We start from the raw sequence: 19,506 nt of genomic DNA on the forward strand, positions 1-19,506 counted from the left end.
GACCATAGAGCATTGGAACCACCTGATCCCATCCCGAACTCAGTAGTGAAACGATGCATCGCCGATGGTAGTGTGGGGTTTCCCCATGTGAGAGTAGGTCATCGTCAAGATTAAATTCCGAAACCCCTGTTTGCTAACGCAAACAGGGGTTTTGTTTATGTAGAAGTCCATGAATTTCATCGGACCGTTGCTAGCGCAACGCGCCGGTACACAGAATTTCTTGACGACCATAGAGCATTGGAACCACCTGATCCCATCCCGAACTCAGCAGTGAAACGATGCATCGCCGATGGTAGTGTGGGGTTTCCCCATGTGAGAGTAGGTCATCGTCAAGATCAAATTCCGAAACCCCCGTCTGCTAACGCAGGCGGGGGTTTTGTCGTTTTAGGCCTGGGTGCCCTATTCAGACCGCCCGTCGGTTTCCTACGCAATAAGAAGATCTATCCCACAAATTCCTAAGATTTATCCGGTCTTGGCCGAAAGCCTAATGAGCCATGCGTGCACCGAAATAGAGCGGTCGTAGAGTTCGCCTATACCGTACATGGAATGTTGCATTCGGCACGCTCACCCCCTTTTGGCAAAAAGAAGTCGATGAAATGAATCTCAAGTTCAGTCATAAAATTCTGTTGGCCGCGTCAGGCGTCGTGGTTTTGGCCTTCGCGCTGTTCACGCTGTACAACGACTACCTGCAGCGCAATACCATCAGGCAAAATCTGGAATCATCCATCCAGCAGTCGGGTGACCTGACCGCCAGCAGCGTGCAGAACTGGCTCAGTGGTCGGGTACTGGTCCTGGAAAATCTTGCGCAGAACGTTGCTCACCAAGGCAGTAATGCCGACCTTCCCGGCTTGGTTGATCAACCGGCATTCACCTCGAACTTCCAGTTCACCTATGTCGGTTCAACCAACGGCGTCTTCACCCAGCGCCCTGACGCGAAAATGCCGGATGGCTACGACCCACGTCAGCGCCCCTGGTACAAGCAAGCGGTCGCTGCTGATAAACCCATGCTGACGCCACCTTACATGGCCGCTGTCGGTGGCTTGATCGTCACCATCGCGATGCCGGTCAAGAAAAATGGCGAACTGCTCGGTGTAGTAGGGGGGGACTTGAGCCTGCAAACCCTGGTGAAGATCATCAACTCGGTAGACTTCGGCGGTATTGGCCATGCGTTCCTGGTCAGTGGCGACGGACAGGTGATCGTCAGCCCCGACCAGGACCAGGTGATGAAAAACCTTAAGGACATCTACCCAGGCAGCAGCGTTCGTATTGAGAAGGTTAACCAGGATGTAATCCTCAATGGTCAGGACCGTATCCTGTCCTTCACCCCGATCAGCGGCCTGCCGGGTGCAGATTGGTACATAGGCCTGTCGATCGACAAAGACAAAGCCTACGCTCCCCTGAGTAAATTCCGCACCTCCGCCTTGATCGCGATGTTCATTGCCGTCACCGCAATTGCCGTATTGCTGAGCCTGTTGATCCAGGTGCTGATGCGTCCACTGACCACCATGGGCCGTGCAATGCAAGACATTGCCCAAGGCGAGGGCGACCTGACTCGCCGCCTGGTCGTGGAAAGCAAGGACGAGTTCGGCGAACTGGGTGGCGCCTTCAACCAGTTTGTCGAGCGTATCCATGCCTCGATCAGCGAAGTGTCTTCAGCGACGAGGCATGTGCACGATCTGTCCCAGCGCGTGATGGCCTCGTCCAACGCCTCGATTATCGGCTCCGACGAGCAGAGCGCCCGTACCAACAGCGTTGCCGCGGCCATTAACGAACTGGGTGCCGCCACCCAGGAAATCGCCCGTAACGCCGCTGATGCCTCACAGCACGCCAGTGGGGCCAGTGAGCAAGCCGACGACGGTCGCCAAGTGGTGGAGAAAACCATCCTGGCGATGTCCGAGTTGTCGCAGAAGATCAGCCTGTCCTGTACGCAGATTGAAACCTTGAATGCCAGCACCGATAACATTGGGCACATTCTCGATGTGATCAAAGGCATCTCGCAGCAAACCAACCTGCTTGCGCTCAACGCTGCCATTGAGGCTGCCCGTGCTGGTGAAGCCGGCCGTGGTTTTGCCGTCGTGGCTGACGAAGTACGCAACCTGGCTCACCGTACCCAGGAGTCGGCGGAGGAGATCCACAAGATGATCACCTCGTTGCAGATCGGCTCTCGCGAAGCGGTCACCACGATGAACGCCAGCCAGGTCTCCAGTGAAGAAAGCGTCGAGGTCGCCAACCAGGCGGGTGAACGCTTGATCAGTGTGACTCAGCGGATCGTCGAGATCGATGGCATGAACCAGTCGGTGGCGGCAGCCACTGAGGAACAGACCGCCGTGGTGGAAACACTCAATGTCGATATCAACCAGATCAACCTGCTTAACCAGCAAGGCGTGGCCAACCTCAACGAGACATTGAAAGACTGCGATGCGCTGTCACAACAAGCCAATCGCTTGAAGCAGTTGGTCGACAGTTTCAAGATCTGATTGCCAGGCAATAAATATGGCGTAGTGCAGCAGTGCACTGCGCCATTTTTTTAACCAAGCAAACGGCAAACGTTATCCAGTGCGCAGTCGGCGAAATCCTGGATGAACTGCTCGAATCCATCTTTATCGCCGGCATCGACAGGCTCGGCGATGATGGTCCAGGTTGCCCGCGCCAGATTCTCCCCGAGCGACTCAACGCTCATCGCCGCCCACAGTCGGGCCACGCCCAAGGTGTTATAGATTGTCGTCCAGGTCATGTGCATCGCCAGCTCATCGCGGCTGTTGAGTTGTTCTACGGCGATACCGCCATCGTGGAAGTGTTTATTGCGTAGCGATCCCACGCCGCTGCCCGTCATCGTGATGCGCGCCAGGGCGGGAATGAACGCGTCAAATGCCTCGAAGCGCCCCACGACCTTCCATAGCGTTGAAGCACTGCAGGCAATCACCACAGATGACACCAGAGGCTTGCCCTGGGGATTTTTGATCAACGTATCGGGTTGCAGCTGTGTCATAAGTTTTTCCTGTTGGCGCGGCTTACAGAAAGCCGATGGCATTGAGGTACTGGCACCCTCTGCGTAACAGCGCGGGTTCTTTTTCCGGATACTGGGCGCCCATCTGTTCAACACCGTGGCGTGCGTTCTCATGGCGGATCATTGAGATGTCGCCCGTGTCTTCTCCCAGCCCGTTGAGGTAGAACCCGAGCACACCGAAAAGGGCATTCTCGCGATCCACTTTGCGCAGATGGTGTTGCCAATCCGCTACGCTCACCAACTCGAACGCATGACCTGCCTGGCGAAACGACTCGACATAGGCTTCCCACTTCAAGGGCTGCGGGTTGTGCAAGTTGAAGACGCTACGCTCGGCAACGTAATTGCCACTGTGGAAGGCAATGAAACGTGCCAGAAAATCCACCGGCATCAGGTCGAAGTTCAATCCCAGGCGTGGCACCCGGCCCAACTGCAGCGATCCCTTGAGCATCAGCATCAGACGGTTTTTGTGTGGCTGGCAGACGCCATTGCGGCTATTGAAACTGATGTTCCCGGGGCGGTAGATATTAATCCAGGCACCTTGTGCGGCGGCGCGCCCCAACAAACGCTCAGCGACCCATTTGGACAGGTTGTAGCCGTTCTTGATGTAAAGCGGCGGCGTACTTGCTGCAGGAGCTTCAAGCACTTGCCCGTCGGCCCCGACGCTGCTTGACGCAGATAAGGTGGACACGAAGTTGAGCACTTTCTTGCAGTGGATTTCGCATAGGCGCAGGCATTCAAGCACCGGTTCCACGTTGTCCTTGGCCAGCGATGCGTAGTCCATGACGTGATTGACGTGGGCCGCGCTGTGTACCAGCACACCGTACTGGCGGGCGAGGTATTCATAAACCTGCGCCTCTAGCCCCATGCGCGGTTGGCGCAGATCCGCGGTGTACACACGCACCCGGCTCAGGTCCAGGTGTTCCAGGCGGTATTCACGCAAGGCTTCGGCAAACCGTGCAGTGGCCGATTGCCCTGGGTTTTCCCGAACCAGGCAGGCGACTTCGGTCGCTCCGGCCATCAGCAAGGCCTCGACGATATGTATCCCCAGGAAACTATTGGCGCCGGTCACGATAGCCTTCTGACGATCACCGGCACGCTCTGCTGGTAACAGCGCCAGATCCAGCGTGCGCAGCGCATCGCTGATCGCCCGTTCGGTGGGAGCGGCACCTGGTGCACTGTCCCCCATCAACGCCGCGAGTGTCTGCACTGTGGGCGCCTCGATAAACCGATTGAGCGGCAGGCTGCGCCCGTACAACTCGCGAATCTGCAGGAGCATGGTTGAAAGCAGGATAGAGTGACCGCCGAGATGGAAAAAACTATCGTCAGTCGATATCTCGTCGGCCGGTAACCCCAGCAGTTCACTCCACAGATCCAGCAATTGCCCTTCCACCGGTGTTTGAGGGCGGCGTTGAGGGGGTAGCGAGACAGTTTGAACCGCCAGTGCCAACAAAGCCTGGCGGTCGACCTTGCCATTGCTGCCATAAGGCAGGCTCGGCAATTCTGTACACACGGTTGGCTGCATATAGTCCGGCAGCCGTTGCCTGGCATGTTGCTTTAACGCGGCCAGGGCCGTACCTGAGTGGCTGGGATCAGCGTGCGCCACGAACACGAGGATTCGTCGATCACCGTCAATCACCACCGCGACCTGGCGAAAAAGCTGGCTGGCACGCAAGCACTGCTCGATCTCCTGGGGCTCGACCCGAAAACCACGGATCTTCACCTGCAGGTCCCGGCGCCCGACCAGCTCGATGCCCTCTGTCGTCCATTTCGCCATATCTCCCGTGCGGTAGGCGCGCAAGGTCTGGCCGTCAGGCAGCGCAAGGTGCACAAAGCACTCGGCGGTCTGTTGTGGCTGGTTCACGTAACCGAGGCTCACCCCGGGGCCGACAATGTACAGTTCGCCCACCACCTGGTCCTCGACTGGCCGACGCTGCTCGTCGAGGATCAGCACCTGGCTGTTGGCGATTGGCGTGCCGAGGTTGAGATTGCTGTCATCAGCGCGCATCCGATGACTGCTGACCAGCACAGTCGCTTCTGTGGGGCCATACAGGTTATGCAGGGCGCATTGCCCGGCGATCCGCGCGATGACATGGGGCTCGCAGATGTCACCGCCGGTCAGCAGGTGCTCCAGGCCCAGCGGCCGATCCAGCGGTAGCAGGCTCAACAGTGCTGGCGGCAGGAAGGCGTGCGAGATGCGCCGTTGCTGGATCAACTCAACCAACTGGTGAGGGTCGCGACGCTGTTCTTCATTGGGCACGATCAGGGTTGCGCCCTGGCACAGGGCCGCAAACAGGTCAATTAGCGACGAGTCAAAGCTCAAGGACGAAAATTGCAGGACGCGGCTGTGCTCAGTGAGTTCAACATACTGGCTGTACCACACCGAGAAATGGGCCAGGTTCTGCTGGCTGAGCAAGACCCCCTTGGGTTGGCCGGTGGTGCCCGAGGTGTAAAGCACCATGCAGGCACTGTCAGTCGAGGGCGAAGTAAGCGCCAAGGGCCTGCTGTCGTCCATGTGCTGGCTGTCTATGCGGCTGACATCCACAGCCGTGAAATGCCCGCGCAAGGGATGCTGGCCATCATCGAGTAGCACGACGGCCCCGGCATTCTCCAGCATGGCCTGTTGGCGCGGCAGTGGGTGGCCCAGCTCCAGCGGTAGATACACCGCGCCGCAACCGAGGGTCGCCAGAATGCTGGCGTACAACCCCACCGACTTGCCCAGGCAGATGCCGACTACGGGCGCCTGCCCAGGCCCGAGCAACGGCTGTAAAACCTGCTGGATGGCCAGGCTGTGTCGCAATAATTGGCGATAGTTCAGGGTGAGGCCCGCGATCTCCAGGGCCGGTCTATCGGCAAAGGTCCGCAAGCCGTGCTCCAGTTGCTCGATCAGTGGCGTCCGGGCTTTTTGTATCAGCCCGGGATTATCGGTTCGGTTAAAGCGATGCAGGTAGGCCAGCCCTTCCAGGCCCTGGAGGCTCTGCTCTGAAACCTTGGAGGCGCTTGCGCGCTGTATGAAGTGTCCAGGGTTGCGCGAAAAGCCGCTGACCTGCAGTGCGACCCACTCGATCAGGCGTGCGATTGCCTGGCGTCGCAACTGTTGGCCGTTGCCGCAGGAGGGCGGGGCCACGTCCAGCACAGCCAGTAATTGCTGGAGGCGGTCATAGCAACGTAATTGCAGGATCGGCAGCCCGCACTCACTCAAGGCGCCGATGGACAGGCGCAGGCTCATCACGGCCATGCCGGCCAAGTCCTGCACGACGGGCTGGCTGCCGTCCTCAATCAGCAGGTCAATAGCCGGTGCCTGCGCGGAGAGTTCATGGCCATAGGGCGCTAGCGCCTGCCTCAGCTCATCCAAGGCGGCACTGGTGCCGAGCAACCGAATCCCCAGGCGTCTCATGATTGGCTCCCGGATACGGGCAGATAGGCGCTTAGCGCTTGGGCGACACAAGGTGTTTGCAGCAGCCCGCTACGGCGCAGCAAACCCATGATGTTGCTGATCAGCGGGTGCTGGCGAGTGATGGGGAAGGCCAGGGCACTGACCTCCGCCTGCAGGACTTCACGGGCGTGGGCGCTGATATCCAGATGCTCGATCAAGAGCAGGTCGAAGCCTCTTTGCAGATCATTGGTCAAATAGTGCTGCAGGAAGACTGGCAGGACGTGGGCGATGCAGTGGCGGTCTTCATCGCTTGCCGTTTGCCAGTAGAGTCGGACCAGGCTGGCCCAGAAGATGGCATGGCGACCCTCGTCAGCCAGATGGTCGGCCATCAACCCCCTGACCGATTGTTTGACGCTGTCATCCTTGGCGAACGCCGCCACGTCATGGGTCACCGTGTTCTCGGCAATCGCCACGCAAATCAGCTCTACGGCATCTTGTAGATGTGTTGGCGCCAGTGCCTGCGCGGCGGGTATGGCGCGGCTCAATTCGATGGCCGCGGGCAGTTTCAGTGGTGCGATACCAGTTTGCTCCAGCGTTTGCTGCATGAAGTCCAGGGCGACGAGAGCGTGGTAGTCCTCATCGACCACCACGGTCATGGCGTCGTAGCGGCAGGTCGCAGGGAAGGGGATTGAAAAGCGATCCTTGGCGATGTTCCGTGCGGTCTTATCAACAATCTCTGTTTCAAAGATCACCACGTCATTGATGAATTTGTAGAACGTCTGCACTAGGACAAAGTCGCGCCACTGCGGGCAGTGCTCAAGAAACCCAGCACTGAGCACCAGCGGTTGGCGACACAGCGGATAGATCAACTTGTCGTCTTCTTCCAGCAGGCGTCGCGGGCGAGTACGGACGGTCGCCTGATACTCCCAGTCGCTCGCAAACGAGCGGTAGTCTGCGTTCACAGGCTCACCTCCCGGCGTGCTGCGTGTTGGCGCAGGCTGTCCCACAAGGCAATGCGGTTCTCCACCGCGCTTAGAGCGGCATGCCAGGCCTGTTGCTCGTACAGCGGGTCTGCCTGGACCAGGCGCCGCAGCAGTTGCTCTGCAGCCGGTTCATGGTCCTGGGCATCCAGCTCGATATGCCGCTTGAGGTAGTAGCACAGGCTGGGGGCTTGCCGATGGGCGACGTTGCTGCCTTCCAGGAGGCGTTTGAACATCGTCGGGATAACACTTTCGCGGCCATGCAGGAAGGTAGCGGCGACACAATGGGTCGGTGCGTTCAAGGCAACGTCCAGGGTGTGCCGGACGAAGCGCTCTACCGCAGGATCAATCGTGATCTGTGCCAGGGCGCTATCGACGCTTGCCCCCTCGCGTTGTAACGCGATGAAGCGTTCGATGTTGGCGGTACTGGCGCCTACCTCGCGCATGGCGTCCAGGTACAGTTCGAAGTGACTGCCGTACCCGTCACCCAACTGGTGGTCGGATTCCTCGTCCAGCACAATTTCGTTGATCAGTCGCGCCGCTTGCGGGTCTGTCGGGGGCAGCCACGGCAGGCGCATGCAGGTCAGATCCTGTTGCAGGCGTTTGGTCAGCGTCATGAAGTCCCAGACGGCGAAAACATGGTTTTGCATAAAATGTTGTAACTGCGCGAAAGAATTGATTTCCAGGAAAATTGGATGTTCTTGTAGTTGCAGCTTTTTATGGTTGAGTAGTTCTTGAAGTTGAAACATGGTTAATGCCTATAAGTCGTTATATCGACTCAGATAAAAAGGGTTGTTTAGAACCAAGTGTGTTGCGGATGAGTTTTTCGTTGCGCAGTCATGGGCGTGTCACGGCTGGCTTGGATGCCCGGCAAGCAACAAATAGTGACAATGCCACTTAGTCTTATTGGATTGGGTGCCGTCCACAGGCATGCTCAAGCCTGGTGCTTCGCTTTTGACTGCAGCGCCAAGTCCAATTAAAGAGTAAACACTTGGTTAAGTGTTCAAATACTTTATGAGTTATATAAGGTTTTTTTACAGGAAGGGGCGTTTCGTAGTCGAACTTTATATTCGATGTGGGAACTTTCCTTGTTGTTTGCAGGTTTCAGTTTGTGAACTGAATGACCAGTACTTAACCCACTGTTGCTTTGCAACGCTGGAAATTTCCTGGCAGTCAATGTCAAGTCCGTTACCGCAGCGATCCAGAAGGTGACAGCAGTAGAGGCCGGCTTTGGACGTGTGCGGCGCCTGGCAATCCAGATCCCGCACTGGGCGACCAAAGTCGGGAGAAATCAGCGCGGCTCCTTGTCGTCCTGTTCAAGGCTGTTCAGGTAATGAGTGATCACTTCCATCCCGCGCATCAGGTGATTGCGCAGCGTCAGCACGCTCTGCTCGACCTGTTTGTGCGCGACCAGGTTCAGCAGTTCGCGGTGGTCTTCCTGGGAGGTTTCGCCCAGGCCCATGGCTTCAAGGTTGAACCGCAGGAAGCGCTCCTCCTCGTTCAGCCCATGTTCCACCAGGTTCAACAACCGCTGGTTGGGTGCCTTGCCATACAGCGCCATATGAAACAGACGGTTGAGCCGGCCGATTTCGGTGTAGTCGGTTTCGCGCTCAAGAGCGTCGATCAAGGCATCTGCCTGCTCGATATCGTGCTCGCTGAGCAACGGGATCGATAAGCGCAGCGCCTCCGATTCCAGGAGAATGCGCAGGGCGTAAGTCTCCGCCGAGTTATCTTCAATCAGCGGGGCGACCACGGCACCTTTATGGGTCACAACATGCAACAGCGACTGTGCCTCCAGTTGGCGCAGGGCTTCGCGCACCGGCATCCGGCTGACCCCGAACAGGCTGGCCAGTTCTTGCTGGCGCATGGCGGTGCCGCAGGGCAGGCGGCCATCCAGTATGGCGTTGCGCAGTGTTTCTTCAATAACGGAGCGAGCGAGGTGAGCAGGAATGGGCCCACTGATCTTGATGCTGCTCAAAGGGTTCGGCTTGTGCGTCACGACTACGCTATCCTCCTTTCTTGTTGGAATGGGTTTTGGCTAATTGGATCCAAAGAACACTAGAGATTGCATGCAAGCTTGTCAAACAGGCAAGGTTTCCCTTTGTAAGCGACTCAACAGCGCGGTTTTTCATCGCACATTATGGCTGGCTGGCGTCTTACAAGGCGCGATTGCTTTAGCGTAGTGGGCATTGAGTGATTGCACCGTGCCATTGTTTTTTGCCGACCGACCCTTCACCATCGATTGATTCTCCGTCTCTTTCTACGGACTGAAACCATTGGCGGTACGTTTTACTCCCTCGCGGATTCTGTGCTGGCTGTTTTCAGCGCTGCTGCTGGCTGGCTTATTGCCTGGCGGGCTGCATGCCGATTGGGATTTCTCTCAGATCAGTCGGCGCGCCACCGCGCTCTACGGGCCGTTGGGCGCGGGTCAGCAGCGTATCGATGACTGGCAGCAACTGCTGGCCACGCAAAAACAAGGCAGCGAGGCGGAGCAACTGAAGGTGGTCAACCTGTTCTTCAACAAGCGGGTGCGCTATGTCGAAGATATCGACTTGTGGAACCAGGTCGATTATTGGGAAACGCCCATCGAAGCCTTGTGGAAAGGCGCCGGCGATTGTGAAGACTATGCCATCGCCAAGTATTTCAGCCTGCGGCACCTGGGCGTCTCCAGCGACAAATTGCGCATTACCTACGTCAAGGCATTGCGGCAGAATCGCGCCCATATGGTCTTGACCTATTATTCGACGCCAGAGGCCATGCCGCTGGTGCTCGACAGCCTGATCGATGAAATCCAGCCTGCCAGCCAACGGACCGACTTGCTGCCGGTCTACTCCTTCAACGCCGAAGGCTTGTACCTGCCGGGCGCCAAGGGCAACAAAAAGGTCGGCGACACCAAACGCCTGTCACGCTGGCAGGATGTGTTGAAAAAAATGCGTGCGGAAGGCTTCCCAGCCGAGCCGGCCAACTAGGAGTAACTGTTCAGATGTCACTGTTCAAACAGCTGTTGATCGCTATCTGTCTGTTCCTGGTGGTCGCCTTCAGCGGCAGCTTCATGGTCAGCCTGGAAAGCTCGCGTACCCAGTACGTGAACCAACTGCGCTCCCACGCGCAGGACGCGGCGACCGCCTTGGCGCTGTCCCTGACCCCCAATATCGACGATCCGGCGATGGTCGAGCTGCTGGTCAGCTCGATTTTCGATAGCGGTTATTACGCCAGCATCCGTGTGATCGATGTGACCAATGACCAGGTCATCGTCGAGCGCAGTGGCATCCCCGATAACAACGGCGTGCCCAACTGGTTCGTCAAGCTGATCGGCCTGGAACCGGCCGGTGGCGACGCCCTGGTCAGCCGTGGCTGGGAGCAGGCGGCACGGGTCGAGGTGGTCAGCCATCCGATGTTCGCCCTGGCCAAACTGTGGCAGAGCGCCCTGGGCAGCCTCGGCTGGCTGTTGCTGTGCGGCGCGGTGAGTGCAGTGCTGGGCGCGCTGTTGCTGCGCCGGCAACTCAAGCCTTTGGACTACATGGTCAAACAGTCCCACGCCATTGCCCGCCGCGAGTTCCTGAGCCTGCCGGATCTGCCGCGCACCCCGGAACTGCGCCGTGTAGTGCAGGCGATGAACCAGATGGTGGAAAAGCTCAAGGCCCTGTTCCAGGAGCAGGCTGAGCGCAGCGAAAAACTGCGTGTGGAGTCCTATCAAGACAACCTCACCGGCCTGGCCAACCGTCGCTACTTCGAGATGCAACTCAACGCGCGGGTCAGCAACCCCGAAGAAACCAGCTCAGGCTACCTGCTGGTGTTGCGGGTCAAGGACTTGGCCGGCCTTAACCAGCGCCTCGGCGGCCAGCGCACCGACCAACTGCTGCAGGCGGTCGGTGAACAGTTGCTGCGCCAATGCGAGCCGTATCCGGAAACCCACAACCTGGTCACCCGTATCCGCGGTGGTGAGTTTGCCGTGCTGGCGCCGGGGCTGATGCGTGAAGAGGCGTTGCAGCTGGCGCAGAACCTGGAAAGCACCCTGCAAAGCCTGCAAGCCACCGGCGCCAGTGACGTTTCGCCGGTTGCCTGTATCGGCCTGGCGCCGTTCAATCACGGTGATTCGCCGCAAGCCCTGCTGACCCTGGCCGACCAGGCGCTGGCCCAGGCTGAAACCTTGGGCGATATCAGTTGGGTGTGCCTGGATCACAGCGCGGCCGCCAGCGTCGGCGACGATCATCATGCCTGGCACACACTGCTGGACCAGGCGCTGACCCAGCAACGCTTCGAGCTGTACTTCCAACCGGTGGTGGCCAGCCAGGATCCGCAACTGATCCTGCATTACAAAGTGCTCTCACGCTTGGTCGACAGCCACGGCCACACGATCCCGGCCGGTCGTTTCCTGCCTTGGCTTGAGCGGTTTGGCTGGTCGGCTCGCCTGGACCGGGTGATGTTGGAGCTGGTACTCAAACAAATGGCCAGCCACGAGCACTCGCTGGCCCTGAACCTGTCTGCGGCGACCCTGGCAGACCCGCAAGCCCTGAACCGAGTCTTCGACCTGCTGCGCCAACATGCCAACCTGGGCCCGCGCCTGACCCTGGAAATCGGTGAAGAGCAACTGCCTGAACAGGCGGTGCTGGAGCAGTTGACCCACCGCCTGCGGGAGCTGAACTTTTCCCTCAGCCTGCAACGCTTTGGCGGGCGCTTCAGCATGATCGGCAACCTGGCGCGCCTGGGCCTGGCCTACCTGAAGATCGATGGCAGCTACATCCGCGACATCGACCAGGAAAGCGACAAGCGCCTGTTCATCGAAGCCATCCAGCGCGCAGCCCACAGCATCGACTTGCCGCTGATTGCCGAGCGGGTCGAGACCGAAGGTGAGTTGCAGGTGATTCGCGAGATGGGGATTTTTGGCGTGCAGGGCCAGCTGTTTGGCGAGCCGGCGCCCTGGCGCTGAGGCTGTGGCCGGCCTTAGATCAGGCCGGTCTCATCATCATTGATCAGGTGGCTCAGGCCACCCAGTGATTCCCGTGCGTGGCTGCGGTCCTTGAGCTTGGCTTGCGCGGCAACCGGCAAGTCAGTCAGGTTGATCACACCTTTCTGGATCAGCACCTGAATCAAGTCTTCCAGTACCCGGATCATCTCCGAGTCACTGTGCTTGAGCTGCTTGAGGCTCAGCTCCGCTTCCTCATTGGCGAACCAGGCCTGGATCTCATGATGATCCGCGGGCAGGGTACCGGTCGATTCGGCGAAGGCAACCGCTTCGGCGCGAATCAGCTCACCCTGTGCATCACGTTGCACGTAGAACATTGAACATCCCTCATGAGAAGAACTGACGACAGCCTGTCAGAGCATAGGCCAACGGCGCGCGATTGGGCGTGAGTATGCCGTGCAATCGCAACCCCATGCCAGTCAACGGTGGCCGCAAATGAATCGGCCGCCTCAAGAGGCGGCCGGTTCAGTGGTTCAGCTTAGGTGTGATCGACCTTGATGGTCGGGTCAGCACCACTGATCAACGAATTGATCGTCTGGCCGGACCAGTTGTTACCTTCCAGCTTGATCGTCACATCCGCATTGGCCAGGCCGCCGTCAGCGTTGAGCTTGCCTTCGGAACTGATCTGCAGCGTGGTCACGTTATCCACCGTGGTCAACTTCAGGAAGTTGTCGATGGTGCTGTCGGTTTCACCCTTGAGCAGGTCACGCAGGTCGATACGGTCGCCTTCCGAGGCCTTGAAGTCCTTGATCACGTCGTTGCCGACGTCACCGGATCTCCAGACGAAGGTATCGGCACCGGTACCGCCGATCAGGATGTCATTGCCCTGGCCGCCGATCAGCGTGTCGTTACCCGTGCCGCCCAACAGGATGTCGTTGCCCTTGCCACCGTCCAGGTAGTCGTTGCCGCCCTGGCCGAACAAGATGTCATCACCCGAGCCACCCAGCAGGGTGTCATTACCGTCTTTGGCACCCGAGGTGTTGAACTCGTTGTAGTGCTCGGTGATGTACTTATGCACATCCTGGCCGGTGACAGAAGCAACCGCCACGCCGTTTTTCCCTGCCACGTAGGACTGGATAGCGTTGTAGCCTTCGCCGGTAATGCCCGGGAAGCTCACCAGGTCGCCGAACAGGATGTCATTGCCGTCACCGCCATCGACACGGTCGGCACCCGGCAGGGTGGCCTCGCTGTGACCGAGGATGGCGTTGGCCAGGTCCTTCGGATCGATGTTGCTTTGTGGCTTGTTGTCGCTGTCGTACGGTGCCAACTGATTCAGGCTGACCCCGCTGTTGAGGCCGATGGCTTCTACGCCACCTGTGGACAGGCTTTTGAGCAGTGCGAATGCGTCCTGGGAGTTGCTGATGAGCATTGGATTGTTGACGTTTGAGTATGAGCCTGTACCGTCGCCGCCAACGGATGACAACTCATAGGTGCCATCCCCTTGGGCGTGGATGACGCCCTTGTAGGACGGCGAGCCGTTGGTCCAGAGGGTCACCTCACCGATAGAGTTGATCTTAAGGTAGCGATTCGAGTCGATGTTGATCTGGGTGGCCGTACCTAGGGTGTAGTTGTTCATGTTCACGACGTCATCGAGCTTGACGTTGCCGTACAAGGTCGGGTTGGTCTGCTCGGAACGCTGGTAGAAGGTCGGCTCACCATCGGTGATGAAGTATGTTGTGTTGATTGCATCCTTGTTGCCAGTCGCCTGGGTACTTTGGAAGAAGTTGGATGCAGCCTTGAACACGTCTTCGTAGTTGGTGCCGCCGGTCGACACCATCTTATCCAGGACTTTCTGCAGCGCATCCAGTGCACCTGGGTCTTTCAGGTTGACTGTAACGGTGCGGTTGACCTGGTCACTGAAGTCCGCTAGGAAGATGTTCACGGTGCCGGAAGTGCTGGAGCCGATACTGTCTTTCAGCGAGTTGAATACGGTGGTCAGCGAGGCTTTAGCCGCCGCTACCGACTCTGCCTTCATACTGCCCGACGTATCGATCATGAACGCAATGTTGTAGTTCTTGCCCTGAACCACGTTCAGGCCCGAAACGTCACTCACGATAATGTCGTTGCCACTGGTACCGGTGACGTTGTCATCGCCCGAAGTCGCCGTGCTCCCGCTATAAACCGCTGGGTACACCTTGACCGGCAGGTTGGCCACGGTTGTGGCCGAGCCGCCGAGGCTTTCGGTGGAGGTCGACGTCACGGTCAGGTTGTACTGGCCGCTGGTGTAAGGCAGTGGTTTGAGGCTCAAGTTGTTGAGGTTCCAACCGGTGACGTCCACTTCGGTATGGCCCTGGGTCGCCGTGAAAGTATGACCGGCACCGTCGCTGAGCACTGCGCCCACCGGGATGCTGCCAATCTTCACGCTCAGGGTTTCCGAACCGTCGGTATCGGTCAGGCCGGTGGTGACTTTGGTCAGTTTGACCGTGCCGTTCTCCAGCCCTTCGTTGAGCTTGTACGCGTCGTAGTAACCCTGGCCGTTTGTGCCGTGCAGATCCGACACTTGGGCGCCGGCGCTGATCAGGTCGTTGATGCCGGTGTAGATCGGGATGTTGGTATTGCTCAGGTTAGTGGTTGCACCACCGTTGACCGACAGGTTGACGTCATAGCTGCCGGGACCTGACTGGTTGGCATGGTAGATATCAATGCTGTAGTAGCCATTGCTGGTCGGGGTGTAGGTACCGCTGAACTGGCCCGAGTTCGAGCCCCACGTACCGCTGGCCACGTCTTTGCCGCCGACGTTGATCAGGATGCTGTCATCGCCATAGCCGCTGAAGGTATAGGTCTTGCCAGCTTCCAGGTAGATCAGGCCGGAGGTTTTCGACCCGGCGCCGCCAGGTACGTCGGCAGTAGACGTAACGTCGGTCGCTACCACGGTGCTGTTAGGCGTTCCGGCGTTATCGATCGCATTTTTCAACACGGTCGGCGAGGCGCCATTACCGTTGGTGCCCAGGTTCGCAATGCTGTTCCAGCTCTGCTTGGTCAGGCCGACCGAGGCTATGTTGTTATCGGCAACGCTCAAGGTCGGCGCGTCTGCAACCGGAGTGATGTCGACTTTCACGGTAGCGCTGGTGCCCAGGTCCTTGCCATCGGTTGGCTGGAACTTGAACTGTGCGTAGTCAGCCTGTTTGTTGCCCACACCGGTGCCGCCGTAGCCGTCGGCTCCGGATTCGTTGGCGTTTGGCGTGAAGCGCAACTGGCCGCCGTCGATCTGCGCCTTGGTGAAGGTCTGCCCGGCTGTCACGTTGGTCCAGGTAGTGCCGTCCGCTGCCAGGTACTGCAGCTTGCCGGCGACTGGCAGCTCGGTGATTTTCACCCCGAGGCTGGCCTGAGGGGAATCCACATCGGTGACCCCGAAATTGGCCCAAGTCAGCTTCAGCGATGTGTCTTCGGTGCCGGTAACGGCGCCGCCAATGGCAACCGGTGCGTCGTTGACCGCCACTACGTTGACCGTGGTGGTTGCCACGTTCGAGTAGTTGCCGCCGTCGGTCACGGTCACGGTGATGGTCCGTGGCGTGGTGCTCGGGTCGTCGCTGCTGTTGCTGAACGTGATGTTCTTGATCTGCTGCATGTAGTCAGCCAGCGACGCCGTACCGGTCAGGGTCAGGGTGACCTTGCCGGTGACAGGGTCCGTGACCGAGGTCACGTTCATACCGGTGACCTTGCTGTAGTCCAGCGTGTCGCTCGGCTGAGTATTGGTCAGGACTACCGTGGCGCCAGTCAGCTGGGTGCTGTCCGGGTCGGTGATCTTGATGTCGGTGTCAGCAATCGACACGCCAGTGCCGCCTTCGGTGAACGTAGTCCTGTAGTCGTTGCCGGTGGCGCCACTGGAATTGTTGGCATCCAGGTCGATAACCGGCGGTGCATCGTTGTCGATGATCGATGTTTCGATCTTACCGTTGGTGGTACTGACAGCCAGGTTCTCGAAGTTACCGCCGGAGGTCCCGGAGATACTGATCTCGAACTTCTCCGTAGGCTCGGTCAACTTGTCGTCGATGGTCTTGATATCGAACGTCGCGCTGCTTTGGCCGGCCGGAATCTTCACGGTGTACACGCCGTTGAAGTCTGAACCGTCCTGGGCCACGCCTTTGTACGACAGAGTCACCGTGACTTCGGTTTGCGCCGGCTGGGTCAGGTTCAACGTGTAGTGAGCGGTCTGGCCTTCGGTAACCGAGGTATCGCCCGCGATACTGATCACGGTGTTGCTCGTCACGTCCGTCACCTTGGTGACGACTGGAGTACCGACCGGGATCAGGTTTTCATACTTGTCGCCACCGCTGACCACGTTAGTGATCTTGGCGGAAATATCCTTGGCGCCCACGTAGAAGTCATTCGGCGCGGTGAAGTTGGCGGTACTGCTGGTCTTGCCATTACCGATGGTAATGATCAAGTCGTTGTCCAACTTGATCACCAGGTCCGAACCCACGTTGGTCACGGCCACGCCGTTCTTGTCCACGAGGCTGGCGGTATAGACGATCTGGCCGCCTTCGGCGACGTTGGTGGTGGCGGTCAGCACAACTTTTACATCGTCGATGGTGTCGTTGATCTGCGTCGTGGCACCGTCGCCTGCAACCACGAGCTTCTCGAAGTTGCCGCCAGCGGTGTCGGTGATCTTGACGGTCTGGGTGCTCTTGTCGATGAACACGTCATCGCCTGGGGCGTTCACTGTCACGGTACCGACGGTGTCGCCGGCCTTGATGGTGATGGTTTGTTTGTTGTCGAGGGTCAGGGTGACGTCGGTGTCAGCCTTGTTGCTCAAGGTGGCGGTGTAAGTGATCTTGCCGCCTTCGTTCACTTCAGACGGAGCCGTCAGGGTCACAGTCGTAGTGTTGTCGGTACCTGGGGTGTCAGTGACAGTCGTAGTGACCTTGTCAGTATTTGGAACCAGGTTCTCGAAGTGCGCGCCACCGGTGACTTTCGTTATGCCGGTAGTAACAGTCTGATCGCCTTTGTATACGTCATCCGGAGCCACAACCGAGACAGTACCGCTCGATTTGTCCACACCGATGGTGATGACCTGCTTGTTATCCAAGGTGATAGTCAGTGGGCCGGTGGTGTTAGTCACCGGAGCGCCGTTTTTATCCACAAGGGTAGCGGTGTAGACGATCTGGCCGCCTTCACCGACAGTTTTGGTGGCAGTCAGAACCACATCAACCTTGTCGATGGTGTCGTTGATCTGCGTCGTTGCGCCGTTACCTGCAACCACCAGTTTCTCGAAGTTGCCGCCAGTGGTGTCGGTGATCTTGACGGTCTGGGTGCTCTTATCGATGAACACGTCATCGCTCGGAGCATCAACAGTCACAGTACCAACGGTGTCGCCAGCCTTGATGGTGATGGTTTGCTTGTTGTCCAGCGTCAGGGTGACGTCGGTGTCAGCCTTGTTGCTCAAGGTGGCGGTGTAAGTGATTTTTCCACCTTCGTTCACTTCAGACGGAGCCGTCAAAGTCACGGTGGTGGTGTTATCGGTGTCCGGTGTGTCGGTCACGATGGTGGTGACTTTATCGGTACCCGGAACCAGGTTTTCAAAGTGCTCGCCACCGGTGACTTTAGTGATGCCGGTAGTAACAGTCTGGTCGCCTTTGTACACATCATCCGGAGCCACAACCGAGACAGTACCGCTCGATTTGTCCACACCGATGGTGATGACCTGCTTGTTATCCAAGGTGATAGTCAGCGGGCCGGTGGTGTTAGTCACCGGAGCGCCGTTTTTATCCACAAGGGTAGCGGTGTAGACGATCTGGCCGCCTTCGCCCACGGTTTTGGTCGCGGTCAGGACCACATCGACTTTGTCGATGGTGTCGTTGATCTGCGTTGTGGCGCCGTTACCTGCAACCACGAGCTTCTCGAAGTTGCCGCCAGCGGTGTCGGTGATCTTGACGGTCTGGGTGCTCTTATCGATGAACACGTCATCGCTCGGAGCATCCACAGTCACGGTGCCGACGGTGTCGCCAGCCTTGATGGTGATGGTTTGTTTGTTGTCGAGGGTCAGAGTGACATCGGTATCCGCTTTATTAGAAAGCGTAGCGGTGTAGGTGATCGTGCCGCCTTCGTTCACTTCCGACGGAGCCGTCAGGGTCACGGTAGTGGTGTTATCAGTACCTGGGGTGTCAGTGACAGTCGTAGTGACCTTGTCAGTATTTGGAACCAGGTTCTCGAAGTGCTCGCCACCGGTGACCTTAGTGATGCCGGTCGTAACAGTCTGATCGCCTTTGTACACATCATCCGGCGCTACAGCCGAGACAGTACCGCTCGACTCGTTCACACCAATGGTGATGACCTGTTTGTTATCCAGGGTGACAGTCACCGGACCGGTAGTGTTGAGGACTGGCGCACCGTTTTTATCCACAAGGGTCGCGGTGTAGATGATCTGGCCGCCTTCACCCACGGTTTTGGTCGCGGTCAGGACCACATCAACCTTGTCGATGGTGTCGTTGATCTGCGTCGTGGCGCCGTCGCCTGCAACCACGAGTTTCTCGAAGTTGCCGCCAGCGGTGTCGGTGATCTTGACGGTCTGGGTGCTCTTATCGATGAACACGTCATCGCTCGGAGCATCCACAGTCACGGTGCCGACGGTGTCGCCAGCCTTGATGGTGATGGTTTGTTTGTTGTCGAGGGTCAGAGTGACATCGGTATCCGCTTTATTAGAAAGCGTAGCGGTGTAGGTGATCGTGCCGCCTTCGTTCACTTCCGACGGAGCCGTCAGGGTCACGGTAGTGGTGTTATCAGTACCTGGGGTGTCAGTGACAGTCGTAGTGACCTTGTCAGTATTTGGAACCAGGTTCTCGAAGTGCTCGCCACCGGTGACCTTAGTGATGCCGGTCGTAACAGTCTGATCGCCTTTGTACACATCATCCGGCGCTACAGCCGAGACAGTACCGCTCGACTCGTTCACACCAATGGTGATGACCTGTTTGTTATCCAGGGTGACAGTCACCGGACCGGTAGTGTTGAGGACTGGCGCACCGTTTTTATCCACAAGAGTAGCGGTGTAGACGATCTGGCCGCCTTCACCGACAGTTTTGGTGGCAGTCAGAACCACATCAACCTTGTCGATGGTGTCGTTGATCTGCGTCGTGGCGCCGTCGCCTGCAACCACGAGTTTCTCGAAGTTGCCGCCAGCGGTGTCGGTGATCTTGACGGTCTGGGTGCTCTTATCGATGAACACGTCATCGCTCGGAGCATC

Annotated in this window: 10 protein-coding genes and 2 rRNA genes; 5 read left to right on the forward strand and 7 right to left on the reverse strand. The window is 58.2% G+C overall.

Going from position 1 to position 19,506, the window contains the following annotated elements:
* From rrf (HBO09_RS28195) to HBO09_RS28205, 3 genes are all read left to right on the forward strand, one after another.
* Positions 1-110 (forward strand): 5S ribosomal RNA (rrf, locus tag HBO09_RS28195); the annotation flags it as partial.
* Positions 111-219: 109 nt separating this feature from the next.
* Positions 220-335 (forward strand): 5S ribosomal RNA (gene rrf / locus HBO09_RS28200).
* A 261-nt stretch (positions 336-596) separates the two neighbouring features.
* Positions 597-2,477, forward strand: a complete 1,881-nt coding sequence (locus HBO09_RS28205; RefSeq protein ID WP_169999505.1) for a methyl-accepting chemotaxis protein — start codon at positions 597-599, stop codon at positions 2,475-2,477.
* 50 nt (positions 2,478-2,527) lie between these two features.
* Here HBO09_RS28205 and HBO09_RS28210 read toward each other — a convergent pair whose 3' ends face one another.
* The 5 genes from HBO09_RS28210 to HBO09_RS28230 form a co-directional block, all read right to left on the reverse strand.
* Entirely contained in the window at positions 2,528-2,989 is a 462-nt protein-coding gene (locus tag HBO09_RS28210; protein WP_169999506.1) for an SRPBCC family protein, read from the reverse strand.
* A gap of 22 nt (positions 2,990-3,011) precedes the next feature.
* Entirely contained in the window at positions 3,012-6,401 is a 3,390-nt protein-coding gene (locus tag HBO09_RS28215; protein WP_169999507.1) for an amino acid adenylation domain-containing protein, read from the reverse strand.
* Positions 6,398-7,342, reverse strand: a complete 945-nt coding sequence (locus tag HBO09_RS28220) for a diiron oxygenase (RefSeq protein WP_169999508.1) — start codon at positions 7,340-7,342, stop codon at positions 6,398-6,400. Before HBO09_RS28220 ends, HBO09_RS28215 begins: the two co-directional genes overlap by 4 nt.
* Entirely contained in the window at positions 7,339-8,109 is a 771-nt protein-coding gene (locus HBO09_RS28225; protein ID WP_169999509.1) for a DUF3050 domain-containing protein, read from the reverse strand. The genes HBO09_RS28220 and HBO09_RS28225 overlap by 4 nt, the downstream gene beginning before the upstream one ends.
* Positions 8,110-8,651: 542 nt before the next feature.
* Entirely contained in the window at positions 8,652-9,359 is a 708-nt protein-coding gene (locus tag HBO09_RS28230; protein ID WP_169999510.1) for a GntR family transcriptional regulator, read from the reverse strand.
* A 277-nt stretch (positions 9,360-9,636) separates the two neighbouring features.
* Between HBO09_RS28230 and lapG the strand changes: the two genes are divergently transcribed.
* Positions 9,637-10,329: a cysteine protease LapG gene (gene lapG, locus HBO09_RS28235; RefSeq protein ID WP_169999511.1), complete on the forward strand. Its 693-nt coding sequence runs from the start codon at positions 9,637-9,639 to the stop codon at positions 10,327-10,329.
* Positions 10,330-10,343: 14 nt separating this feature from the next.
* On the forward strand, positions 10,344-12,290 hold the full coding sequence (gene lapD, locus HBO09_RS28240) for a cyclic di-GMP receptor LapD (RefSeq protein ID WP_169999512.1): 1,947 nt from the start codon (positions 10,344-10,346) through the stop codon (positions 12,288-12,290).
* Positions 12,291-12,304: 14 nt separating this feature from the next.
* Here the strand turns inward: lapD and HBO09_RS28245 are convergent, their stop codons facing one another.
* Both HBO09_RS28245 and HBO09_RS28250 read right to left on the reverse strand, forming a co-directional pair.
* Positions 12,305-12,643 carry a hypothetical protein gene (locus tag HBO09_RS28245; RefSeq protein ID WP_057441348.1) on the reverse strand — a complete coding sequence of 113 codons (339 nt, stop codon included), beginning with the start codon at positions 12,641-12,643 and terminating at the stop codon, positions 12,305-12,307.
* Positions 12,644-12,804: 161 nt separating this feature from the next.
* Positions 12,805-19,506: immunoglobulin-like domain-containing protein (locus HBO09_RS28250; RefSeq protein WP_262381349.1), on the reverse strand; the 6,702-nt coding region annotated here is incomplete at its 5' end.

Origin of the sequence: Pseudomonas sp. WS 5027 (assembly GCF_012985695.1) — a bacterium.
In the GTDB taxonomy this organism is placed as follows: Bacteria; Pseudomonadota; Gammaproteobacteria; order Pseudomonadales; family Pseudomonadaceae; genus Aquipseudomonas; species Aquipseudomonas hygromyciniae.